This is a genomic window from Paracoccaceae bacterium (assembly GCA_019454225.1).
Taxonomy (GTDB): domain Bacteria; phylum Pseudomonadota; class Alphaproteobacteria; order Rhodobacterales; family Rhodobacteraceae.
The window spans coordinates 37797-61585 of record CP075370.1; the positions used below are offsets into that span (position 1 = coordinate 37797).

The window sequence follows — 23789 nt, forward strand, 5'->3', positions numbered from 1 at the left end:
GGCGGGCGGGTCAGGTCAGCCACAGCCGGGCATAGGGTGGCAGGGCGATGTTGTCGTGGAAGGTGGCCACGGCGGCATCCGACAGGGCGTCATGCATCCGGGCCGCGCCCAGCGTCCGGGCGAAGGTGGCGGGCAGGTGCTGCCACCCCTCGGTGAAGTTGAACAGGCACAGGATCGTGCCGGTGGGTGCCCGGCGCGCCACCGCGAACAGCGCGGGGTTGCCGGTGTCGCAGACGACCGTCGGATGGCCCGCGTGCAGGCCGGGCGTCGCCCGGCGACGGGCCAGGATGTGCCGCACCCCCCGGAACACGCGGGCGGCGGGCGACTGGCCGGTCTCGCGGTCCTCTGCCGTGGCCCAGTCCATCCGCGGGCGGTGCACCCAGCGGCTGTCATGCGCGTGTTCCGGCACGCCGAGATAGCCGTGGTCGTTCGGCAGGGCGAGTTCGTCGCCCATGTAGACCAGGGGGATGCCGCCCCAGGCCGCGATCAGCGCATGACCCATCAGGATGCGCTGCACCGCCAGTTCGGCGGCGCCTGCATCGCCCGCCGCCTCTGCCCGCTCCAGCCCGGCGAGCGAGGCGAAACTGCCCGAGATGCGCTTGTCGCCCGTTGCCTCGTTCACCTGGAACAGCGCGCCCCGGGCGAAACTGCCGGGAAACACGCCTTCGTAGAAATCCGACAGGAAGGCCCGGTGGCCCTGCCCGGTCAGGCCCATCGCGGCCGCATCCTCGTCGGTGATCGCCCAGCCGATGTCGTCATGGCAGCGCAGATAGGTCGCATAGGTGGCATTCGTCAGCCGATCCGGGAAATGCGTTCCCAGCACATGCGTCATCAGCCGCGTGTCGCGTGTGGCCAGCGACGACCAGAACTGCACCATCAGGCTGTTGTGATAGGCCAGATTGCCCTCTTTCCCGTCATGCTCGCCGCGGCCCAGGTAGGGCAGCATCTCGGCGGGCGCGACGATCGCCTCTTCCAGATGGATCACCGCCGGGCAGACGATCCGGCACACCGCGCGCAGCGCCCGCAGCAGCATGTGAACCTCGGGCTCGGACTGGCAGCGGGTGCCCATCCGCTTCCACATGAAGGCCACGGCATCCAGCCGCAGCACATCCACCCCCCGGTTGGCGAGGAACAGCATGATCTCGGCCACCTCGAGGAACACCTGCGGGTTGGCCCAGTTCAGATCCCACTGATGTTCGTTGAACGTGGTCCAGACCCATTTGCCGAACGCAGGGTAGAAGGTGAAGTTGCCCGGCGCGTTGTCGGGAAACACCTCGACCAGCGTCCGTTCGTACTGCCTGGGCAGGGTGTCGTCGGGGAACATCAGGTAATAGTCCTGATAGGCCGCGTCGCCCCTGGCCGCCTTCCGTGCCCAGGCATGTTCCTTGGCGGTGTGGTTCAGCACGAGATCGACGCACAGGTTGATGCCGCGTGCGCGGAAGGCGCGCGCCACGTCCTCCAGATCGTCCATCGTGCCATAGGCGGGGTTCACCTTGCGGTAGTCCATCACCGAATAGCCGCCGTCGCTGTCGTCGGGGCGGGGCTTCAGGCAGGGCATCAGATGGACATAGGTGACGCCCAGATCCTCGAGATAGGGAAGCCGGTCCAGCACCCCCTTCAGGCTGCCCGCGAAGCGGTCGATGTAGAACACATAGCCCGCCCGGTCGGACCGCTGGAACCAGTCGGGCTCCAGGTCGCGCTGCAGGTCCAGCCGCCTCAGGTCGGCCGCGCGGCCGTCCCAGGCCTTGCGCATCGCACCGAGCAGACGCTTGCGGAACGCCGGATAGTCCGCCCGCATGGCGTAGAGCGCGTCGAGCATCGGCCACAGATCGGGGGCGGACCGGGCAAGGCGCAGGTCGAAGATGTCGTGATCATCGGCGGGTCGCGCCGCGCGGGTTGCCTTGGCCATGGTATCCCCCCTTCGACCTGTGCCGACGATAGGGGTTCCAAAGCGGTTTGGAAAGGGATTCGCAGGCTCTAGCCCTGCACCACCAGCCGCGTTTCCGGGCGGATGCGCGGCGCGATCCAGCCAAGGTCGGCGCGGTCGAAGGCCACGCAACCGGCGGTCGGAAAGCGCGGTCGCCGCCACACATGCACGAAGATCGCCGAGCCTCGCCCGGGTTCGGCCTGCGGCCAGTTCCAGTCGGTCAGCAGCAGCAGGTCATAGACCGGATCGGGGCGCATCAGGCGTTCGTGCGAATACCCGTGCGGCACCCGCACCGGCAGGTTGTAGCGGGGATCGCGCGGATCGTCGGACCACAGATCCCCCGGCGTCACCGGCAGCGCCCAGTCGGCCGGGCGGGCCATGCGGTCGGCGCGGTACAGCATCCCGACCAGACGATGGGTTCCGGCGGGGGTGGCACCGTCGCCCTCGCGCTTGGCGCGGGCGGGCACGATGCCGCCCCGCCCGATGCTGACCGGAAAGCGGCGCCCCATGAACCGGGCGCCCCAGCGTGTCACGACGATGTCCAGCCGGTTCACAGCAGATGCCCCGACTTTGCCGCCTTGGTCGCCAGATAGCCGGCGTTCTCGGCCGTCTGCCCCACCCGCAGCGGCACCCGTTCGGCCACGGCCACGCCGCAGGATTCCATCATCGCGATCTTGCGGGGGTTGTTCGTCAGCAACCGCACCGCGGAAAATCCCATGCGTCGCAGGATCGCCGCCCCGATGCGGAAATCGCGCTCGTCATCCTCGAACCCAAGCCGGTGATTGGCCTCGACGGTGTCAAAGCCCTGGTCCTGCAGGGCATAGGCACGCATCTTGTTGGCCAGCCCGATGCCCCGCCCCTCCTGGTTCAGATACAGCAGGACACCCGCGCCTTCCGCGCCCATCTGCGCAAGCGCCGCGCGCAGTTGCGGCCCGCAGTCGCATTTCAGGCTGCCCAGCACATCGCCGGTGAAGCAGGCCGAATGCAGCCGCGCCAGCACCGGGCGGGCCCGGTCGGGGCGCCCGATCTCGATCGCATAGTGATCCTCGCCGCCATCGTCGGGGCGGAACACATGCACCCGTCCGGCGTCGGAGGCCGCCATCGGCAGGCGTGCCGAGACCACCGCATGCAGCGGCGCGAAGCGCGCGAGTTCCGGCATCGCCTCGGCCAGGGCAAGCACGGTCAGCCCATGCGCCGCCGCCACCGCAAGCGGCGCATCCACCGCCACCACCAGCGCCGCCGGCAGCAGATGCGCCGATTTCGCCAGCAGCAGCGCCGCGCGGTGAAGCTCGGCGCCCCCTTCGCGCACCGACCGGAACGGTCCCTTCATCGGAACCGACAGGTCGGCCACCGGGTCGGCCACGGCGGCCACCCAGGGCGCCCCGGCATCGCCCGGCACCAGAAGCCGTGCCACATCGCCATGATAGGCGCGCGCCTTCAGCGTTTCCGCCCGCCGTGCGGTGATGGCCAGTTCGACGGGACCAAGCGCGCGCAGGTCGGCCAGGCGGGCGGCGCCCGCCGCCTCGGCCGCGACGGCCAGCACCCCGGCACCCGCATCGGTCAGCACGACGGGCACGCCCATGCGCAGGTCGCCACGCGCGCGGGCCAGCCTTTCCGTCAGCGAAAGCGAAAGCGTCATCAGCGGCCCCTCCGATCTCTCCCTAGCGCCGCGCGCAGGAAATTGAAACATTGCCCCCGCAGCCGACACGTCCGCGTGAAGGATCTGCAAGAATGCTTGCCCAGCCCCGGCCCTGATCGCATCTGACCCGCAAGATGGAGGGCAAAGCCATGGCATCCTTGCGGAAAATCCTGCTGGTCGATGACGACGACGATCTGCGCGAGGCGCTGTCGGAACAGCTGGTCATGACCGAAGACTTCGACGTGTTCGAGGCCGCCAACGGCGCCGAAGGCATGGAGAAGGCGAAGGCCGGGCTCTATGACCTTGTGATCCTGGACGTGGGGCTTCCGGACACCGACGGGCGCGAGCTCTGCCGCCGGATGCGCAAGGCGGGGGTCAAGTGCCCCATCCTGATGCTGACGGGCCACGATTCGGACGCCGACACGATCCTGGGGCTTGATGCCGGGGCGAACGACTACGTGACCAAGCCGTTCAAGTTCCCCGTCCTGCTGGCCCGGATCCGCGCCCAGTTGCGGCAGCACGAACAGTCCGAGGATGCGATCTTCCAGCTTGGTCCCTATACCTTCAAGCCCGCGCAGAAGATGCTGCTGGACGAGAAGGAAAAGAAGATCCGGCTGACCGAGAAGGAAACCAACATCCTGAAGTTCCTGTACCGGGCGCAGTCGGGCGTGGTGGCGCGCGATGTGCTGCTGCACGAGGTCTGGGGCTACAATGCCGGGGTGACCACCCACACGCTCGAGACCCACATCTACCGGCTGCGCCAGAAGATCGAACCCGATCCCTCGAACGCCCGGCTGCTGGTGACGGAATCGGGTGGTTACCGATTGGTCGCATAGCGACAAATTGTTGCCCCAATCGGATGCAATCATCTTTAGCGTGCGTTACTGTTGCATCTGAGAGTTCCCCTTGTCGCGTCGGGGTTATGGCGTGGCACCTCCCTGTTGGACCTGGCCGGGCGGCGACGCCCGGCCTTTTTTGTGGTGCCGGGACGGGGACGGTTGAGCGTCGGGCGCTGCCCCCCTAGGGTGGCGTCGCCTGACGGAGACCGCACATGCCCTTCACCCTTGCCACCTGGAACATCAATTCGGTCCGACTGCGGGAGGGGCTGGTCGCCCGTTTCCTGGCGGACGAGGCGCCCGACATCCTGTGCCTGCAGGAATGCAAGACGCCGGTCGAGAAGTTTCCGATGGAGCAGTTCGCGGCGCTTGGCTATCCGCATCTCGTGGCGCGGGGACAGAAGGGCTACAACGGCGTCGCGATCCTGAGCCGGGTACCGTTGCAGGATGCCGGGTCGAGCGACTTTGCGGGGCTGGGGCATGCGCGCCATGTGGCGGCGCGGCTGCCGTCGGGCGTGGTGATCCACAACTGCTATGTGCCTGCGGGCGGCGACATTCCGGACCGGGTGGAGAATGTGAAGTTCGGGCAGAAGCTGGACTACCTGACCCACATGCGGGACTGGGCGCGGGCCGAGCGGCCGGGGCGGGCGATCCTGGTGGGCGACCTGAACATCGCGCCGCGCGAGGATGACGTCTGGAATCACAAGGCGCTGCTGAAGATCGTGAGCCACACTCCGATCGAGGTTGACCATCTGGCCCAGGCGCAGGAGGCGGGGCGCTGGGTGGATGTTACGCGGCGGGACATCCCGGAGGGGCTGCTGTATTCCTGGTGGTCCTACCGCGCGGCCGACTGGGACACGGCCGACAAGGGGCGGCGGCTGGATCATGTGTGGGCCACGCCGGACATCGCGGGGGCGGCGCATGGCAGCCGGATTCTGCGGGCGGCGCGGGGATGGGACCAGCCGTCCGACCATGCGCCGGTCTTTGCCAGCTTCGATCTGGACCCCTGAGCGGAGCGTCCCACCGTGGGACGCTTTGCAAGCCAAGCAATATCAAAGGCTTGACCCGTCCGGATTCATCACCTGTTAACCTTTGGCCGCCCGCGCGCCAAAGATCGCGCTGCCGACGCGCACATGGGTCGCGCCGTGGGCCACCGCGGCCTCGAAGTCGCCCGACATGCCCATCGACAGGCCGGACAGGCCGTTGCGCGATGCGAGGCCGGCCAGCATGGCGAAATGCGGCGTGCTGTCGGCCTCGTCCGGGGGGATGCACATCAGGCCCGCCACCGGCAGGTCCATGCCGCGCAGCGATGCGACGAAGGCATCCACATCCTCGGGCGCGATCCCGGCCTTTTGCGGTTCGGCCCCGGTGTTCACCTGCACGAAAAGCGCGGGGCAGGCCCCGCGTGACTGCGCGAGGCGTGCGAGCTTTTCCGCGAGGCTGGGCCGGTCGACGGTATGGATGGCATCGAACAACTCGACGGCGGCCTTGGCTTTGTTCGTCTGCAGCGGCCCGATCATGTGCAGCGCGACAGCCTGGAAGCGCGCCTTCCAGGCGGGCCACTTGGCCTGCGCCTCTTGCACGTAGTTCTCGCCAAAGATGCGGTGGCCCTGCGCCAGCACGGCCTCGACGCGGTCCGCGGGCTGGACCTTGGAAACGGCGATCAGCGTGACCGAACCGGGCGCCCTGCCCGCGGCCGAAACCGCGCTGGCCAGCCGTGCAACGATGGTGTCAAGCGACATGCAAGCCTCCGGTCCGGAACCGGGGGCAACCTAGACATCCCGGCCGAAAAGGAAAGGGCGGGCCGATGGCCCGCCCCCCGTCAGACTGTTCCGACGCGATCAGAACGAGAAGCGGATGCCGAGGTCGGCATAGGTTTCGTCGCTGAAGCCGCGCTGGATCGTGCCGGCCAGCGTCGCGCCGCCCAGATCGTAGTCGAAGCCGATGCCGATCGCGAAATCCTTGGCGAGCGTGTTGTCATCGTTCCCGGCGATGTAGGCGCCCAGACCGAGCCCGTTGGCCAGCTTGGTGCGGCCATAGAGCGTGGTGGTGGCCGAGTTGGCCGAGCCGTTGTCCATGTAGTGCAGGCCGATCGCGGTATCGTCGTTGATCGCGTATTCGCCGGTGATCGCATAGACGTCGTTGCCGTCCTCGAAGCCGCCGTTGAACGAGGCACCGACACCGATCGAGAACTGGCCGGCCGTGTAGTCGAACGAGATCGAGACCTCGTCTTCCACGCCCGCGGGCAGCGCACGCACGTTCTGGTTCGGCGTCACATAGGACAGGCGCGCCGTCAGGTCGCCCACCGTGTAGGACGCGAACACACCCATGCGGTTGATCTGATCCGCGCCGTAGGGCGAGGTCTCATAGGCGGCGTAGTTCGCGAAGGCATAGCTGCCGAAGGTGGACCCGATATAGCCGAGTTCGGAGTTGTAGAGCAGCGCCATCGAGTCGAGCGCGGTGTCGACGTTACCGATCTGCACGTAGAGGCCACCGGTTTCGGCATAGAGATAGGCCGCGCTGAGCGTAGCGCCCGAACGGTCGCCGAAGATGTCGTCGGTGTCATTGATGCGCGACTGGTCATACTGCATCCGGATCCGGCCGCCGAGCGTCACGCCCGAGTCGAGCTCCTTGGATGCGTCGAAGTTGAAGCGCAGGCGCATGTTGACGGTGGCCTTGGATTCACCGGCGCCGACGGGATCGCTGTAGACGATACCGGCGCGGGCCGAGCCGCCGATCGAGAAGTCAGCGGCCGCGACACCGGCCGAGAGCACGAGCGCCGAGGTGGCGAGGAGGATTTTCTTCATCTGGAGCCCCATTGTTCTATCAGAGGGCAGGTCGCCGCTGCGCAACCCGCGTTGTCGTACAGTCTTCATACTTTGCATTCCGCGACGCAAGGATGCGTGCCTGCTGCACGGCAGATCATGCGGCACTGCGGCACCGCCGCAACAACAGGATCATGCCACGGGGATGTGACGGGGGTGGGAAAATCGCCGCGCCGCCGCGCTGCACAGGCTTTCGGCAGTGCCGGGAAAAGCGATGCGCGGCCGGGCAGAAAGGAAAGACCGGCAGCCGGGAACGGGCCGCCGGGAATAGAAAGAGCGGGCGCGAGGCCCGCTCTTCCAGAGGGTGCTGTCGTTCCGATCAGAACGAGAAGCGGATACCCAGGTCGGCGTAGGTGGTGTCCGAGTGCGACTTCTGGATGGTGCCCGCGAGGGTCGCGCCGCCCAGGTCGTAGTCGAAGCCGATGCCGTAGGCAGTCTTTTCGGCGACGCCGGTCTTGCTGTTCGCGCTCGACACGAAGGCGCCGAGGCCCAGGCCGTTGGCCAGCTTGGTGCGGCCGTAGAGCGAAACCGACGAACCCTTGTCAGCGCCGGCCCCGGTCTTGCCGTGGTCGAACAGCTGCAGACCGATCGCGGTGCCGGGCTGGATTTCGTATTCGGCGCCGATGAAGCCGATGTCGTTGCCGTCGATGAAGTTGCCGTTGGCAGCGAAGGCCGCCGAAACGGTGAACGCGCCGGCCTTGTAGTTCGCCGAGATCGAGATTTCCTCAGCGACGCCGACCGGCAGGTCGGTCACGTTCTGGTTCGGGTTCACATACGAGATCCGCGCCACCAGGTCGCCCACCGAGTAGGAGGCGAACAGGCCCATGCGGTTGATCTGGGTGCCGTAGGTGTACGGGCCGGTCACGTAGGCGGTGTAGGACGACAGGTTGTAGCCGCCCTGGGTGGTGCCGACATAGCCGAGTTCCGCAGCGTACAGCAGCGCGGCCGAGTCAAAGGCGGTGTTCACGTTACCGACTTCGACGCGCAGGCCGCCGGCCGTGGCGTAGAGGTAGGCGGCGTTCAGCGCGGCGCCCGAACGGTTGCCGAAGATGTCGTCCGAGTCGTTGATGCGCGACTGGTCGTACTGCATCCGGATCCGGCCACCGAGGGTCACGCCCGAGTCCAGCTCTTTCGACGCGTCGATGTTGAAGCGCAGGCGCATGTTGACGCGGGTCTTGGTCGCGCCGGTGCCCGGGTCGCTGTTGTAGACGATACCGGCGCGGGCCGTCCCGCCGATCTTGAAGTCCGCCGCGGCGACGCCGGCCGACAGCATCAGCGCTGTGGTGGCGAGGAGTACCTTTTTCATGTTTTCCCTCATGGTCAGAAAGGTGCACCCAACCCTGGAAGATTGGGCCAGGAATGATCGCTGTTTCATCCCGCGCACCCGTCATTGCAAGTTAACTCGGCAGCTTCCGCAAAAACCGGCCCCCGATGGTGCAGTCACGCAACACCATGTTTCCGCCGCAGAGGGGGCACGGCGCCGCCGCGCCGCCGCCGCATTGCCGGGCATCGGAATCCGGTCTGTCCCGCAACCGCTTGTCACCCGGACGGGCGCGCGTTAGACAGGGCGCCACGGCGGAATTGCGGGGTCGAAGGCATGACATTTGCGCGCGCTGGGCGCATGGCCCTGGTCTTGCTGGTGCTGATTCCCCTCGCGGCCTGCGGGCGCGGCAGCATCGGCAGCGGATTCGGCAGCCTGGGCGGGATCGGCGGCACCCCGCGCGACCCGAACGACCGTTCCGGATCGGCGGTGCCCCGTGACGAACGCCTGAGCCACCTGGACAGCCGCACGACGCTTGGCCAGCTGTTCGCGGGCAATGCCGACCCGAACGTGACGGTCGGGGTCAACAAGTACCTTTGGCGCGCCTCGCTCGACATCCTGAACTTCCTGCCGATCGAGGCCGTCGATCCGTTCACCGGCGTGATCGTCACCGGCTATGGCGCCCCGCCCGGCGGCGGCCGCGCCTATCGCGCGACGATCTACATCCAGGACCCCGCGCTGGATGCGCGGTCGCTGCGCGTGGCGTTGCAGGCGCGGGGCGGCGGCGCGGTGTCGCGCGAGACGCATCGCGCGGTCGAGGATGCGATCCTGACGCGCGCCCGGCAGTTGCGGGTGGCGGACAGCCGCCTCTGACACGCAGCCGGCAGGGGTGGACCGGGCCGGGCCGGGGGTGTAATTCCGCCCCGGAACCGCACCGAAGGACGCCCGATGTCGCGCTACGATCCCGCCGTCACCGAACCGAAATGGCAGGCAGCCTGGGAACAGGCGGGCGTGTTCCGCGCCAAGGCCGACCCGGCCCGGGCCAAGTACTATGTGCTGGAGATGTTCCCCTATCCCTCGGGGCGCATCCACATGGGGCACGTGCGCAACTACACGATGGGCGACGTGGTGGCGCGCACCAAGGCCGCGCAGGGGTTCAGCGTGCTGCACCCGATGGGCTGGGACGCCTTCGGGATGCCCGCCGAGAATGCCGCGATGGAACGGGGCGGCCACCCCAAGGACTGGACCTGGGGCAACATCGCCGACATGCGCGCGCAGATGAAGCCGCTGGGACTGTCGATCGACTGGAGCCGCGAATTCGCCACCTGCGACCCGGAATACTATGGCCAGCAGCAGGCGATGTTCCTCGACATGCTGGAGGCCGGGCTGATCTATCGCAAGGCCGCCGTGGTCAACTGGGACCCGGTGGACATGACCGTTCTGGCCAACGAGCAGGTGATCGACGGCAAGGGCTGGCGGTCGGGCGCGGCGGTCGAGCGCCGGGAACTGACGCAGTGGTTCTTCCGCATCTCGGACTATTCGGAGGAGCTGCTGAACGCGCTGGAGGGGCTGACCGCCTGGCCCGAGAAGGTGCGGCTGATGCAGGCGAACTGGATCGGCAAGTCGCGCGGGCTGCAGTTTGCCTTTGACACCGTGGGGGCGCCGGAAGGCTTTGAACGTCTTGAGGTCTATACCACCCGGCCCGACACGCTGATGGGCGCGGCCTTTGCCGCGATCAGCCCGGATCACCCGCTGGCCAAGGCGCTGGAGGCAGACCCCCGCGTGGCGGCGTTCATCGCCGAGTGCCGCAGGGGCGGCACCAGCGCCGAGGAGATCGAGACGGCCGAGAAGATCGGATTCGACACCGGCATCCGGGTGAAGCACCCGCTGGACCCCGACTGGGAATTGCCGGTCTGGATCGCCAACTTCATCCTGATGGACTATGGCACCGGCGCCATCTTCGGCTGCCCGGCGCATGACCAGCGCGACTTCGACTTTGCCACGAAGTACGGCCTGCCGATCATCCCGGTCTTCGTGCCGATGGACCTGACACCGCCGCAGGCCGCGATGAACCCCTTCACCTGCGCCCTGGTGCCGGCCAAGGACTTTCTCGTGCAGTATGTGCGCGGCTTTGCCGGGCAGGAATGCCAGACCGGCGAGCAGGCGGTCGATGCCGCCATCGCCCATGCCGAGGCGCATGGCTATGGCCGGGGCGTCACCAAGTACCGGCTGCGCGACTGGGGAATCAGCCGCCAGCGCTATTGGGGCTGCCCGATTCCCGTGGTGCATTGCCCGGCCTGCGGCGTGGTGCCCGAGCGGAAGGAGAACCTGCCGGTCGAACTGCCCTATGACGTGTCGTTCGACGTGCCGGGCAACCCGCTGGACCGGCACCCGACCTGGCGCAACTGCGCCTGCCCGCAATGCGGCGGGGCCGCGCAGCGCGAAACCGACACGATGGACACGTTCGTCGATTCGTCCTGGTACTTCGCCCGGTTCACCGCGCCCCGCGCGACCACGCCGACCGACCCGCAGGAAGCCGCCTACTGGATGAACGTGGACCAGTATATCGGCGGCATCGAGCATGCGATCCTGCACCTGCTGTATTCGCGGTTCTTTGCCCGGGCCATGGTCAGGACCGGCCACCTGCCGGCCTCGGCCGCCGAACCGTTCAATGCGCTGTTCACGCAGGGCATGGTGACGCACGAGATCTACCGCACGACCGACGCGGCGGGCCGCCCGGTGTACCATCTGCCCGAGGACGTGATCCGCGGCGAGGAGGGCGCGACGCTGCGGGACGGCACCGCGGTCGAGGTGATCCCCTCGGCCAAGATGTCGAAATCGAAGAAGAATGTCGTCGATCCGATGAACATCATCGCCAGTTTCGGCGCCGACACCGCCCGCTGGTTCGTGATGTCGGACAGCCCGCCCGAACGCGATGTCGAATGGACCTCGGCCGGGGCCGAGGCGGCCGCCAAGCATCTGTCGCGGGTGTGGCGGCTGGCGGACGAGGCATCGCGCGCCGAGGGCCCGGCGATGCCCGCCGACCAGGACCTGGCCCGCGCCACCGCCCGCGCCATCGTGGATGTCACGGCCGGGATCGAGGGGTTTGCCTTCAACAAGGCGGTCGCGGCGCTCTATACCTTCACCAACGCCGTGGCGCGTTCGGACGCGGGCCCCGCGGCGCGGCGGGACAGCCTGCGGGTGATGGCGCAGCTGATGCAGCCGATGGTGCCGCATCTGGCCGAGGATGTCTGGGCGATGGCGGGGGGAGAGGGGCTGGTGGCGATGGCCCCCTGGCCCAAGGCCGACCCGGCGCTTCTGGTCGAGGACGAGATCGTCCTGCCGGTACAGATCAACGGCAAGCGGCGCGGCGAGATCCGCGTGCCCCGCGACATGGCCGCCGCCGATGTGGAACGGATGGCGCTGGCCGACGAGCAGGTGATCCGGTTCCTGGCGGGACAGCCGGTGAGGAAACTGATCGTGGTACCGGGGCGCATCGTCAATGTCGTGGTCTGACCGCCGCACCCTGCTGCTGTGTCTGGCGGCCGCGGGCTGCGGCTTTGCGCCCGCCTATGCGCCGCAGGGCGGGGCGGCCGCGCTGCAGGGCCGCATCGGCACCGCGGACCCCGGCGACAAGGCGGCCTTTGACCTTGTGGCGCGGCTGGAGGACCGGCTGGGCAGCCCGGAGGCGCCGCTGTTCCGGATCGACTATGCCATCCGCACGAAACCGCTGGGCGTGGGCATCACCCCCGAGGGCGCGGTGACGCGCTATACGCTGACCGGGGGGGTGGACTGGCGGCTGGTCGAGCAGGCGACCGGGGTGGAACGGCTTTCGGGCCGCGCCGAAAGCTTCACCAGCTATTCGACGACCGGGTCCACCGTGGCCGCGCTGGCGGCCGAGGAGGACGCCCAGGCGCGGCTGATGCGGATTCTGGCGGACCAGATCGTGACGCGAATCATCGCCGATGCGCGACGCCTGACGGGGACGCCGTGAACCTGAAGGGCGCCGCCGCCGCGCGCTACTGCGCGGCGCCCGACCCCGCCCATGCGGGGCTGCTGCTGTCGGGGGCCGATCCGATGCGGGTGGCGCTGAAGCGGCAGGAGGCCGTGGCCGCCATCGTCGGGCCGTCGGGCGAGGCCGAGATGCGGCTGACGCGGATTGCGGCCGCCGAGTTGCGGCGCGATCCGGCGCTGCTGTCGGACGGGCTGCGGGCGCAGGGGTTCTTTCCGGGGCGGCGGGCGGTGCTGGTCGAGGATGCGGGCGACGGGTTGGCGGATGTGGTTGGCGCGGCGCTGGCCGACTGGCGCCCCGGCGATGCGCAGATGGTGGTGACGGCCGGGGCGCTGACGCCGAAGTCGGCGCTGAAGGCGGTGTTCGAGGGCCGCCGCGACTGTGTGTTCATCGCGCTGTGGGACGATCCGCCGGGCCGCGAGGAGATCGAGGCCGAACTGGCCCGCGCGGGACTGCGCACCATCGCCCCCGCGGCGCTGGCGGAACTGGAGGTGCTGGCGCGTGCGCTGGAGCCCGGGGATTTCCGGCAGACGCTGGAGAAGATCGCGCTGTACAAGCTGGGCGACGCGACGCCGCTGACGCCGGACGAGATCGCGGCACTGGCGCCCGCGACGGTCGAGGCGGAGGTGGACGAGGTGATCCGCGCGGCGGCCGAGGGACAGGCCGGCGCGGTGGGCCCGCTGATGCGGCGGCTGGAAGGACAGGGCGTGGCCCCGGTAACCATCTGCATCGGCGCGCTGCGGTATTTCCGCATGCTGCACGCGGCGGCGGCGGACGCGGGTGGCGCGGCGCAGGCCATCGCGCGGATGCGCGGCGTGCCGTTCAAGGCCCGCGATGCGATGGTCGCGCAGGCGGGCCGCTGGGGCGCGCGGCGGCTTGAGGCGGCGCTGTCGGTGCTGATCGAGACCGACCTGACGCTGCGATCGGCGTCGCGGGCGCCGGGCCATGCGCTTGTCGAACGGGCGCTGCTGCGGCTGGCCATGACCGCGGGCGGGCGCGGCTGACACGGGGAATGGATATGGATTACAAGGGATTGTCCGATACGCTGGACGCATTGTGCCACAACGAGACGGATGCGGTGGCGATCATGGCGACCGTGGCCTGCGAACTGCACCACGCACATCCGCTGGCCGACTGGACGGGGTTCTACCGTGTGGTAGCGCCGGAGCTGCTGAAGATCGGGCCCTACCAGGGTGGCCACGGCTGTCTGGTCATCCCCTTCGCGCGCGGGGTCTGCGGCGCCTGCGCGCGGACCGGGACGGCGCAGATCGTGCCCGATGTCGAGGCATTTCCCGACCACATCGCCTGCGCGGCCTCGACCCGGTCGGAACTGGTGCTGCCGGTCCGCAACGGCCGGGGCGACCTGATCGCGGTGCTGGACCTGGACAGCGACACGCCCGCCGCCTTTGACGCGGCGGACGCGGCTGCGTTGCAGGCGATTCTGGACCGGCTGTTCCGCGACGCCGCCTGACCCTACAACCGGCGGCTGGGCACCCAGGCATAGCCCGCCGGGCAGAGGATCACCGCCTCGCGCAGGCCATGCGCCGCCTTGTCGCGCGGCGCGTCCAGCACCATGGCGCCCGGCTCGGACGCGGCACGGGCGCAGGCCGCGTCGGGATCGGCCTCGTGCAGGCGCAGTTCGGCGCCCGCGCCGCGCGGACCCGCCTCGGGCAGGAGCGCATGCAGCGGATGCGCCGCGAAGGTGGCGTCGGCGTGCAGTTGCAGCGGCTGGCCCGCGTGCAGCACGATGGCGAAATCCCGGCTGGCGCGATGCACGGTCATGCCGAACACCCGTGCCAGAAACCCGGCATGCAGTGCGGCATCGGGCACCAGCAGGTTCAGGGTGATGCCGGTCAGCGACCGGCCGAACACGGGGGCGGGGGCGGTTTCATAGTCCATGCCGCGACCGTGGCGGGCCGGATCGCGCCTGTCAAACCCCCGCGGCCGGCACCCCCGCGCGGCAGCGATGTCGGCCCGGTGGGGAAAGCCGGTTGCAGCCCGGGGCCGCGCGGGGTTAGGCAGCACGGACAGGCATGGGAGGGCGGCATGGCGGCGATCACGCTTCTGGACGGCGGCATGGGGCAGGAACTGGTGGCGCGATCGGGCGATGCGCCGACGCCGCTGTGGGCGACGCGGGTGATGCTGGATCACCCGGGGCTGGTGCGGGCGATCCATGCCGACTATTTCGCCGCCGGGGCAACGGTGGCCACGCTGAACACCTATGCGATCCACCACGACCGGCTGGAACGCTTCGGTCTGGACGACCGCTTTGCCGAGCTGCACATGGCCGCGCTGGCCGAGGCGCAGGCGGCGCGCGACGCGCACGGGTCGGGGCGGCTGGCGGCGTCCTTCGGGCCGCTGGTCGCCAGCTACCGGCCCGAAACCTGCCCGCCCCCCGAGGTTGCCGCGCCGAAATATGCCGAGATCGCCCGCCTGCTGGGGCCGCATGTCGACCTGATCCTGTGCGAGACGATGGCCTCGGTCGCGCAGGCCGAGGGCGCATTGCGCGGGGCGGTGGCGGCGGGACGGCCGGTGTGGCTGTCGGTCACGGTGGACGATGCCGACGGCACGCGCCTGCGGTCGGGCGAGGCGGTGGCCGAGCTGGCGCCGCTGGTGGCCGCGCACCGCCCGGCGGCGGTTCTGGCCAACTGCTCGGTCCCCGAGGCGATGGCGGCGGCGCTGGACGCGCTGTCGGTGCTGGGCCTGCCCTTCGGCGCCTATGCCAACGGATTCACCCACATATCGCCGGCGTTCCTGCAGAACAGCCCGACCGTCGATGCCCTGACCGCCCGCCACGACCTGACGCCAGAGCGTTATGCCGAGATGGCGATGGGCTGGGTGGCGCAGGGGGCGACCATCGTCGGCGGCTGCTGCGAGGTCGGGCCCGCGCATATCGCGACGCTGGCCCGGGCCTTGCGCGCGGCCGGGCACGAGATCGCATGACCTATCGCTATGCCCCGCCGCCGGGCGATCCGGTCATCATCCATGCCGATGACCATGTCCTTGTGGTGGACAAGCCCGAGGGGCTTCTGTCGGTTCCGGGCAAGGGGCCGGACAAGGCGGACTGCCTGATCGCGCGGCTGATGCGGGCCTATCCGCGCGTGCTGCTGGTGCACCGGCTGGATACCGATACGTCCGGCGTGATGGTCTTTGCCCGGACGAGCGCGGCGCAGGTGGCGCTGGCCGGACAGTTCGAGCGGCGCGAGACCGCAAAGGTCTATGTCGCCCGGGTCTGGGGCGACGTGGCGGGCGAGGGCGGCACCATCGACCTGCCGCTGATCGTCGACTGGCCCAACCGCCCCCGCCAGCATGTGAACCACGAGACGGGCCGCCCCGCCGTGACCGACTGGCGGGTGATCGGGCGGGCCCCCGGCGAGACCCGGCTGGAGTTGCGGCCACGCACCGGGCGCAGCCACCAGCTGCGGGTGCATTGCCTGGAACTTGGCCATCCGATCCTGGGCGACCCGCTTTACGCGCGCGGGGCGGCGGCAGACCAGCCCCGGCTGATGCTGCATGCCGCGCGGCTGGGATTTGCCCATCCCGCGACCGGCGCGGCGGTGGTGTTCGACAGCCCGGTGCCGTTCTGAGACCGCGCAATCGCCGCCTGTCGTGACGCTTTCGGGCAAGCCCGGCGCGGCGCCCCGGCGATCATGATGCAAACGCGAGGCCCGCCATGACCCAGCATTCCCGCCTTCTGTCGCCGGTCCGCCTGCGGGGCCACACGCTGCGCAACCGCGTGGTGTTCGGCGCGCATACCGCGAACATGGCGGTGGATGGCCTGCCCGGGCGGCAGTTCGGGGCCTACCTGCTGGAGCGGGCCCTGGGCGGTGCCGCGATGATCGTGGCCGAACCGATGCCGGTGCACCGCACGGGCGTCCTGACGCGCGGCAACTTCCGGCATTCCAGCGATGCGGTGATCCCGCATTTCCGGGCCGTCACCGAACCGGTCAGGGACGCGGGCGCGGTGATCCTGCAGCAGCTCTACCACATCGGGGCGCATGGCGATTCGGACCTGAGCTTTGCGCCGCACTGGTCGCCCTCGGGCCACCCCAGCTATCACGACAGCGACGGCAGCCACGCCATGACCGTGACCGAGATCGAGGAACTGATCGCGGCGCATGTGGCGGCGGCGGTCCGCTGCAAGGCCGGGGGCTTTCAGGGGGTCGAGGTCTGGGCGGCCTATCATTCGCTGCTTGACCAGTTCTGGACACCCTGGAGCAACACGCGCGACGACGAATGGGGCGGAAGCCTGGAGAACCGCACGCGGTTCTCGCGCCGGATCGTCGAGGGGATCCGCCGGGCCTGCGGCGAGGATTTCGTGATCGGACTGGCGGTATCCACCTCGGACGCGCATGACGTCACGCTGGGGGTCGAGGCGCTGGCCGAGATCGTGGCGCTGCATGATGCGACCGGGCACATCGACTATGTAACCTGCGGCCATGGCGGCTATCTGGATTTCGAGCGGCTGATGCCGACCTTCCTGTTCGCAGAAAAGCTGACGGCGCCGGTGACGGCGGTGCTGAAGGGCGCGGTGACACATGCGCTTGTGACCTCCGAGGCGCATGTGCGCACGCCCGAGAATGCCGAGGCGGTGATTGCGGCGGGCCAGGCCGACCTGGTGTCGGTGGTGCGGGGGCAGATCGCCGATCCGCACTGGGCGGCCAAGGTGGCGGCGGGACGGGCCGAACGGGTGCGCGGCTGCATTTCCTGCAACCAGATGTGCTGGGGGCGGCGGTCGCGTGACTACTGGATTTCCTGCCTGATCAATCCGTCTGCGGGGCGCGAATGGGAATGGGGCGGCGACCGGTTCAGCCCCGCCGCAACCCCGCGCGACATCCTGGTGGTGGGCGCCGGCCCCGCCGGGCTGGAGGCGGCGCGGGCCGCGGCAGAACGGGGGCACCGGGTGGAACTGCATGAGGCGGGCGCCCGCGTCGGCGGGCAGTTCCGGCTGGCCGGGATGCAGCCGCGCCGGGGCCAGATCATCGACCTTCTGGGCTGGTACGAGGCCGAGCTTGCCCGGCTGGGTGTCGATCTGCGGCTGAATTCCTACCTGGAGGACAGCGACATCGCGGCGCATCCGGCAACCGAGGTGATACTCGCCACCGGGTCGCTGCCCGATCCCGAGGCGCGGCAGCGCTGGCTGCCGGGGGCCGGGCCGATGCCGGGGATCGAGGCGGGCGGCGTATGGTCGGCCGAGGATGCGATGCGGCGCGAGGCGCGGCTGGGCGATGCGGTGGTCGTGCTGGACGAGGGCGGCAACTGGCGCGGGGTGGGCACAGCCTGGGCTCTGGCCGAACGCGGGCACCGCGTCACGCTGGTCACGCCCGACCCGTTCGTCGGGCGCGAGATCGTCCGCACCTCGGCGGACGGACCGGCGCGGGCGCGGCTGGCCCGGTTGGGGGTGAGCTTCCGCACCGAAAGCGTGATCGCCCGCTGGCATGGCAACGGCGCCACGCTGCGCAGCCTGCTGACCGGCGAGGAGGAGACGGTGGCCGCGTCGGGCCTTGTCGTGGCCACGACGAACCGTGCCTTCGATCCCTTTCCCGAAACCCTGCCGGGCAAGCGGCTGCACCGGATCGGCGATTGCGTCGCCCCCCGGCAGGCCCCATACGCCTTTCATGAAGGGCGGCGGGTGGCGCTGGCGCTCTAGCGTCGCGGCGGAGGACGGATGGGCAGGCCCGAGGCAGTGGTGATCGGCGCGGGCCCTGCCGGGCTGATGGCCGCCGAGGCGATGGCCGGTGCCGGCCTTTCGGTGACGGTGGCCGAGGCCAAGCCTTCGCCCGCGCGCAAGTTCCTGATGGCGGGCAAGTCGGGGCTGAACATCACCAGGGACGAACCGATGGCGGCCTTTGCCGCCGCCTATCACCCGCCCGGCTGGCTGACGCCGATCCTTGATTCCTTCGGACCCGATGCCGTCGCCGCGTGGTGCCGGGGTCTTGGCCAGCCGGTCTTCACCGGCAGTTCGGGCCGGGTGTTTCCCGTGGCGATGAAGGCGTCGCCGCTGCTGCGCGCCTGGCTCGCGCGGCTGGACGGGCTGGGGGTGGTGCTGCACCGGCGCTGGCGATGGACCGGTTTCGACGGCACCGCCGCCCGGTTCGACACGCCCGCCGGTCCCGCGCGGCTGGCGCCGCGCGTCACGGTGCTGGCCCTGGGCGGGGCAAGCTGGGCGCGGCTGGGGTCGGACGGGGCCTGGGCGCCGCTGCTGGCCGGCCTCGGCGTGCCGCTGGCACCGTTCCGGCCGGCGAACATGGGGTTCAGGATCGACTGGTCCCCGCATATGGCCGCGCTTGCCGGCCAGCCGGTGAAGGGTGCGGCCCTGGTGGTGTCCGGCGGCATGCGCCACCGCGGCGAATTCGTGATCTCGTCCCGGGGGATCGAGGGTGGCGCCGTCTATGCCGCATCGCGGGCCCTGCGCGATGGCGCGCGCCTTGCGGTCGACCTGATGGCGGACCTGCCCGAGGCGGGCGTCGCGGCGCGGCTGGCACGGGCAAAGCCGGGCGACAGCCTGGCCAACCGCCTGCGCAAGGCGGGGCTCGGCCCGGTTGCCGCCGCCCTGCTGCGCGAATGGGGCGGGCCGCTGCCCGCCGACCCGGCCGCGCTGGCGGCACGGATCAAGGCGCTGCCGGTGCCGCTTGGACCGCCACGCCCGATGGACGAGGCGATTTCGACCGCCGGAGGGATCATGGCGCAGGGTCTGGGCGCGGGGCTGGACCTGCACGCCCTGCCCGGCGTCTTTGCCGCGGGCGAGATGCTGGACTGGGAGGCGCCGACAGGCGGCTATCTGCTGACCGCCAGCCTGGCGACCGGGCGGCATGCCGGGCTCGCGGCAGCCCGGCGCGCGCTCTCGGCCGGGTAGCCGGACGACCTGCCGCCGCCGTCCGGGCGGGGAAAGACAGTGCGCGCCTGCCCCCGGTCAGACCACCACGGCGCGCGCGACCTGCGGGCCCACCCCGAACACCCGCTTGTAGCGCGCCACCTCATCCGCCGGGCCCATCGCCTTGTTGGGGTTGTCCGACAGCTTGACCGTGGGCCGCCCGTCGGCCGCGATGGCCTTGCACACCAGGCTGAAGGGCGCCAGCGCATCGCCCGCCACCAGATCGCGGAAATCGTTGGTCAGCATGGTGCCCCAGCCGAACGACACCTTCACCCGCCCGGCGAACTGCCGGTGCAGTGCCTCGATCCGGTCGACGTCGAGCCCGTCGGAAAAGATCACGAGCTTCGTGGCCGGGTCCTCGCCCCGGTCGCGCCACCAGCGGATCGCGGTTTCCGCGCCTTCCGCCGGGTCGCCGGAATCGATGCGGATTCCGGTCCATTTCGCCAGCCATTCCGGCGCGCGGGCAAGGAAGCCGGCCGTGCCATAGGTATCGGGCAGGATGATGCGCAGGTTGCCGTCGTGTTCCTCGTGCCAGTCGGCCAGCACCTGATAGGGCGCCTGCGCCAGTTCCGCATCATCCCGTGCCAGCGCCGAATAGACCATGGGCAGTTCGTGGGCATTGGTGCCGATCGCCTCGATGTCGCGGCGCTGCGCGATCAGGCAGTTCGAGGTGCCGATGAAGGCCCCTTCCAGCCCCTCGATCATCGCCTGGACGCACCAGTCCTGCCACAGGAAGGAATGCCGCCGCCTCGTGCCGAAATCGGCGATCCGCAGGCCGGGAATGCGGCGCAGGCGCTCGACCTTTTCCCAGAGCTTGGTCATCGCGCGGGCATAGAGAACCTGCAGCTCGAACCGGCCCATGCGTTCCAGAACGGCCCGGCCGCGCAATTCCATCAGCACGGCAAGCGCCGGGATCTCCCACATCATCACCTCGGGCCAGGCGCCCTCGAAGGTCAGTTCGTACTGCCCGTCGCGGCGTTCCAGGTGATAGGGCGGCAGGCGCAGGCCCTCGAACCACTCCATGAAATCGGGGCGGAACATCTGGCGCTTGCCATAGAAGGTGTTGCCGCGCAGCCATGTGCTTTCGCCGCGGGTCAGGCGCAGCGACCGGACATGGTCAAGCTGCTCGCGCAGTTCGCCCTCGTCCACCAGATCGGCCAGGCGCACCGCCGAGGTGCGGTTGATCAGGCTGAAGGTCACCGTGGTATCCGGCCGGTTGCGATAGATCGACTGGCACATCAGGAGCTTGTAGAAATCGGTGTCGATCAGCGACCGGACGATCGGGTCGATCTTCCAGCGGTGGTTCCAGACGCGCGCGGCGATATCCATCTTCGGCCTCTCCCTCGGATGACCGGTGATAAGCCATGGAAGCGGGCGGCGTCAAAAGCCCTCAGGCAGCGCCGCGCACCGGCATGACGTCCGGCCCGATGAAGCGGTCGAGTGTGGCATAGATGTCGGCGGGCATGACGGGCTTGGTCAGGAAGGCATCGCATCCGACCCCGAGGCTGGCGGTCGCATCCTCGGCAAAGGCGTTCGCGGTCAGCATCACCATGGGGCAGCGCGGCAGCGGATCGCCGCCATCCCCGGCCTCGTGGGCGCGGATCGCCCGGGCGGCGGCCAGCCCGTCCATCACCGGCATCTGCATGTCGAGGAATACGAAATCGGGCCGCTGCCGGGCATAGGCCTCGACCGCCTCGGCGCCGTTCACCGCCTCTTCCAGCGTCGCGCCGGTGCGCTCGATCAGCTTGCGCAGGATCAGCCGGTTGGTGCCGTTGTCCTCGGCGACCAGAATGCGGCGGCCCGCAAGCCGGGGGATCGCCGGCGCCACCTCGGGTGCCGTCGCGCCCGGAGCGGCGGCCCTGGCAAGGACAAGCGACAGCACGAACACCGATCCGACGCCGGGGATCGAACGCAGGGTGATGTCCCCCCCCATCAGCCGGGCGAGCTGCCGGGCAATGGCCAGGCCAAGACCGGTGCCGCCGAATTCGCGGCTGGTCGAGTTGTCGGACTGGGTGAAGCTTTCAAAGATCGCCTCCTGCCGGTCCTGCCGGATGCCGACGCCGGTATCCGTGATCTCGATCGACAGGGCGACCCTGCCGCCGGTCGCCGGCAGTGCCCGCAGGTCGATGCTGACCTGCCCTTCGCGGGTGAACCGCACGGCATTGCCGATCAGGTTCGTCAGCACTTGCTGGATGCGTCCGGCATCACCCTTGACCCAGACCGCCGGCGCCTCGGGGCCGGGCGCGATGAACTGAAGGCCCTTCCCCTCGGCCAGCGGCCGCAGCAGCCGCGCGACGCCCTGCACCAGGGCGGTGGCGTTCATCGGCTTCGCGTCGATCTGCATCCCCCCGGCCTCGAGCCGGGAAAGGTCGAGGATGTCGTTGATCAGCGCCAGCAGCGACCGGCCCGATTCCATGATGGCGCTGACGTAACCGCGCTGCTCGTCATTGATCCCGGTATCGGCCAGCAGCCCTGCCATGCCGATGACACCGTTCATCGGCGTCCGGATCTCGTGGCTCATGGTGGCCAGGAACCGCGACCGCGCCTCGGCCGCGGCGGCGGCGCGGGCGCTTGCCTCGGCCAGCGCGGCGGCATGTTCCTTGGCCACGGTGATGTCACGTTCGACCTGGATCGTCATCAGCGGGCGCCCGTTGGCATCAAGCACATGGGTGCCGCTGGTCTCGATCCACACGGTCCGTCCGTCGCGGGTGGTGTTCAGGATTTCCACGCGCCACGGCTGCCCGGCCGCGCGCGCCTCGACGATGGCGTTCACCGCCTCCGGGGCGCTGCTGTTGGACGTCAGCACCTGGCCCGGGGTGCGGCCGATCACGTCTTCCGCCGAAAAGCCGGTGATCCGGGTGAAGGTGGGATTGACCCATTCGATCCGGCCGTCGGCATCGCAGATGATGATGCTGTCATTCGCCTGTTCGGCCACCAGCGCCAGCTTTCTTGCCTGCGCCTCGCGCTGCGCCAGCGCGGCGGTGGATACCGCCAGCGCGTGCTGATCCTCCAGCAGCTGCCGCTCCATCGCCATGCCGCGATGGAACCCCCGCCCGGCGATCCGCAGGAAATTCCAGCTGGCATAGCACAGCATGATCGTGGCGATCAGGTGATAGGCGTCGCCCATCAGCCAGACCGAAAGGTCCGGCGCGGCCAGCGCATCGCGCGCGAGAAGCCCTGCCAGCGTCACGGCGAACAGCGCCAGCCGCAGATCCGCCATCCGTGCGCAATAGGGGCGCGCAAGGCCCGCGTTGATCGTGGCGCCGATCAGGAAGGCCGTGGCAAAGAACGCGATCGCCGGATCGGCCGACTGCGTCCAGGCCAGCACGACCGAGGCGGCGATGGTCACCCCCTGCGCGGTGCCGATCACCAGGGCCGCGCGGCGCCAGCGCCGGGGCACCTCGCGGTCGCGGAACCGCGCCAGCAGTGCCCGCAGGAACAGCGAATCGACGGCATCGCCCACGAAACCCAGCAGGAAGGCCAGAACGCCGATCCACGGGGCCTCGATCACCGCCAGGGCACCGGCGCCGACCACGGTCAGAACCTGGCGCGCGGCGAATCCCCTGATCCGCCCGGCCGCATAGCGCAGGAACAGGCCGTTCCGGCTGGAACGCCGCTCGAACCGTTCCAGCGCGTCCCGCGATACACCGTTGTCTTCAGCCCTGGTCATGTGCTGTCCGCCGTCATCCTGCTGCGCGAAGAATCCGGCAGAAACCTTCGCAAAGGATTGCGTCGCAATCGCGGCAGCCGCCGCGCCGTCGCGGATCAGGCGAGCGTCACGCCCGCCCCCCGCATCGCCGTCATCGCCGCCGCCAGCGATCCATCAAGGTCGATGGCGCGGCAGGCGTCCATCACCACCGTCACGTCGAACCCCAGCCGCGCGGCATCCTGCGCCGAATAGGCCACGCAGAAATCGGTGGCCAGCCCCGCCAGCACCAGCCGCGTGATGCCACGGCTGCGCAGATACCCCTCCAGCCCCGTGGGCGTCGTGCGATCGTTCTCGAAGAAGGCGGAATAGCTGTCGATGCCGGGCCGGAACCCCTTGCGGATCACCAGATCGGCGCGGTCGGTGGCAAGCCCGGGGTGGAACCCCGCCCCGGCCGTGCCCTGCACGCAGTGCACCGGCCACAGCACCTGCGGGCCGTAGGGCATCCGGGTCAGGCTGAAGGGGGCAGCGCCCGGATGATTCGCCGCAAAGCTCAGGTGGCCCGCCGGGTGCCAGTCCTGCGTCAGGATCACCGCGCCCGCATCCTGCATCAGCGCGTTGACCGGCCCCACCACCGCATCGCCATCGGCCACCGCCAGCGCACCGCCGGGGCAGAAATCCAGTTGCACGTCGATCACGATCAGGGCGCTGCCATCGGCCTGCATCGGGTTCCTCCTGCGGTCCGGCGCCAAGCTTGGCATGGCATGCG

General features: G+C 69.7%; 21 protein-coding genes. 11 read left to right on the forward strand and 10 right to left on the reverse strand.

Features of this window, described 5'->3' with window-relative positions; translation table 11 throughout:
* Nucleotides 1-10: 10 nt before the first annotated feature.
* The 3 genes from KF887_00205 to ribA all read right to left on the reverse strand — a co-directional run bounded on the left by KF887_00205 (nucleotide 11) and on the right by ribA (nucleotide 3566).
* Entirely contained in the window at nucleotides 11-1909 is a 1899-nt protein-coding gene (locus tag KF887_00205) for an alpha-amylase family protein (GenBank protein ID QYK41606.1), read from the reverse strand.
* Nucleotides 1910-1977: 68 nt separating this feature from the next.
* Nucleotides 1978-2436: a L,D-transpeptidase family protein gene (locus tag KF887_00210; protein ID QYK43372.1), complete on the reverse strand. Its 459-nt coding sequence runs from the start codon at nucleotides 2434-2436 to the stop codon at nucleotides 1978-1980.
* A 41-nt stretch (nucleotides 2437-2477) separates the two neighbouring features.
* Nucleotides 2478-3566: a GTP cyclohydrolase II gene (ribA, locus tag KF887_00215; GenBank protein QYK41607.1), complete on the reverse strand. Its 1089-nt coding sequence runs from the start codon at nucleotides 3564-3566 to the stop codon at nucleotides 2478-2480.
* A 149-nt stretch (nucleotides 3567-3715) separates the two neighbouring features.
* Between ribA and KF887_00220 the strand changes: the two genes are divergently transcribed.
* Nucleotides 3716-4402, forward strand: coding sequence for a response regulator transcription factor (locus KF887_00220; protein QYK41608.1), 687 nt, complete (start codon nucleotides 3716-3718; stop codon nucleotides 4400-4402).
* A gap of 215 nt (nucleotides 4403-4617) precedes the next feature.
* Nucleotides 4618-5412, forward strand: coding sequence for an endonuclease/exonuclease/phosphatase family protein (locus tag KF887_00225; GenBank protein QYK41609.1), 795 nt, complete (start codon nucleotides 4618-4620; stop codon nucleotides 5410-5412).
* A 75-nt stretch (nucleotides 5413-5487) separates the two neighbouring features.
* Here the strand turns inward: KF887_00225 and KF887_00230 are convergent, their stop codons facing one another.
* From KF887_00230 to KF887_00240, 3 genes are all read right to left on the reverse strand, one after another.
* Entirely contained in the window at nucleotides 5488-6144 is a 657-nt protein-coding gene (locus KF887_00230) for a YggS family pyridoxal phosphate-dependent enzyme (protein QYK41610.1), read from the reverse strand.
* Nucleotides 6145-6243: 99 nt separating this feature from the next.
* On the reverse strand, nucleotides 6244-7209 hold the full coding sequence (locus KF887_00235; GenBank protein QYK41611.1) for a porin: 966 nt from the start codon (nucleotides 7207-7209) through the stop codon (nucleotides 6244-6246).
* Nucleotides 7210-7546: 337 nt separating this feature from the next.
* Entirely contained in the window at nucleotides 7547-8533 is a 987-nt protein-coding gene (locus KF887_00240) for a porin (GenBank protein ID QYK41612.1), read from the reverse strand.
* 291 nt (nucleotides 8534-8824) lie between these two features.
* On the opposite strand from KF887_00240, the gene KF887_00245 reads away from it, so the two are divergent.
* From KF887_00245 to KF887_00265, 5 genes are all read left to right on the forward strand, one after another.
* A complete protein-coding gene (locus tag KF887_00245; GenBank protein ID QYK41613.1) occupies nucleotides 8825-9361 on the forward strand; it encodes a DUF3576 domain-containing protein in 537 nt (178 codons plus the stop codon).
* A 75-nt stretch (nucleotides 9362-9436) separates the two neighbouring features.
* The gene (gene leuS / locus KF887_00250) at nucleotides 9437-12004 is read left to right on the forward strand and encodes a leucine--tRNA ligase (protein ID QYK41614.1); all 2568 of its coding nucleotides are present in this window, start codon (nucleotides 9437-9439) and stop codon (nucleotides 12002-12004) included.
* Entirely contained in the window at nucleotides 11991-12482 is a 492-nt protein-coding gene (locus KF887_00255) for a hypothetical protein (GenBank protein QYK41615.1), read from the forward strand. The genes leuS and KF887_00255 overlap by 14 nt, the downstream gene beginning before the upstream one ends.
* Nucleotides 12479-13504: a DNA polymerase III subunit delta gene (locus tag KF887_00260; protein QYK41616.1), complete on the forward strand. Its 1026-nt coding sequence runs from the start codon at nucleotides 12479-12481 to the stop codon at nucleotides 13502-13504. The genes KF887_00255 and KF887_00260 overlap by 4 nt, the downstream gene beginning before the upstream one ends.
* Nucleotides 13505-13518: 14 nt before the next feature.
* Entirely contained in the window at nucleotides 13519-13971 is a 453-nt protein-coding gene (locus KF887_00265) for a GAF domain-containing protein (protein ID QYK43373.1), read from the forward strand.
* Between the two features lie 2 nt (nucleotides 13972-13973).
* Here KF887_00265 and KF887_00270 read toward each other — a convergent pair whose 3' ends face one another.
* Nucleotides 13974-14399 (reverse strand): glyoxalase, encoded by a 426-nt coding sequence (locus tag KF887_00270; protein QYK41617.1) that lies wholly within the window; start codon nucleotides 14397-14399, stop codon nucleotides 13974-13976.
* Between the two features lie 147 nt (nucleotides 14400-14546).
* On the opposite strand from KF887_00270, the gene KF887_00275 reads away from it, so the two are divergent.
* From KF887_00275 to KF887_00290, 4 genes are all read left to right on the forward strand, one after another.
* Nucleotides 14547-15443 (forward strand): homocysteine S-methyltransferase family protein, encoded by an 897-nt coding sequence (locus tag KF887_00275; protein QYK41618.1) that lies wholly within the window; start codon nucleotides 14547-14549, stop codon nucleotides 15441-15443.
* Entirely contained in the window at nucleotides 15440-16087 is a 648-nt protein-coding gene (locus KF887_00280) for an RNA pseudouridine synthase (GenBank protein QYK41619.1), read from the forward strand. The genes KF887_00275 and KF887_00280 overlap by 4 nt, the downstream gene beginning before the upstream one ends.
* 86 nt (nucleotides 16088-16173) lie before the next feature.
* Nucleotides 16174-18150 (forward strand): FAD-dependent oxidoreductase, encoded by a 1977-nt coding sequence (locus tag KF887_00285; protein QYK41620.1) that lies wholly within the window; start codon nucleotides 16174-16176, stop codon nucleotides 18148-18150.
* Between the two features lie 18 nt (nucleotides 18151-18168).
* Nucleotides 18169-19356 (forward strand): TIGR03862 family flavoprotein, encoded by a 1188-nt coding sequence (locus tag KF887_00290; GenBank protein ID QYK41621.1) that lies wholly within the window; start codon nucleotides 18169-18171, stop codon nucleotides 19354-19356.
* A gap of 57 nt (nucleotides 19357-19413) precedes the next feature.
* On the opposite strand, the gene pncB is transcribed toward KF887_00290, so the two are convergent.
* The 3 genes from pncB to pncA all read right to left on the reverse strand — a co-directional run bounded on the left by pncB (nucleotide 19414) and on the right by pncA (nucleotide 23745).
* Nucleotides 19414-20703 (reverse strand): nicotinate phosphoribosyltransferase, encoded by a 1290-nt coding sequence (gene pncB, locus KF887_00295; GenBank protein ID QYK41622.1) that lies wholly within the window; start codon nucleotides 20701-20703, stop codon nucleotides 19414-19416.
* A gap of 61 nt (nucleotides 20704-20764) precedes the next feature.
* Complete coding sequence (locus KF887_00300) at nucleotides 20765-23044, reverse strand: response regulator (protein ID QYK41623.1); 2280 nt, start codon at nucleotides 23042-23044, stop codon at nucleotides 20765-20767.
* A 95-nt stretch (nucleotides 23045-23139) separates the two neighbouring features.
* Nucleotides 23140-23745, reverse strand: a complete 606-nt coding sequence (gene pncA, locus KF887_00305) for a bifunctional nicotinamidase/pyrazinamidase (protein QYK41624.1) — start codon at nucleotides 23743-23745, stop codon at nucleotides 23140-23142.
* Nucleotides 23746-23789 lie beyond the last annotated feature (44 nt).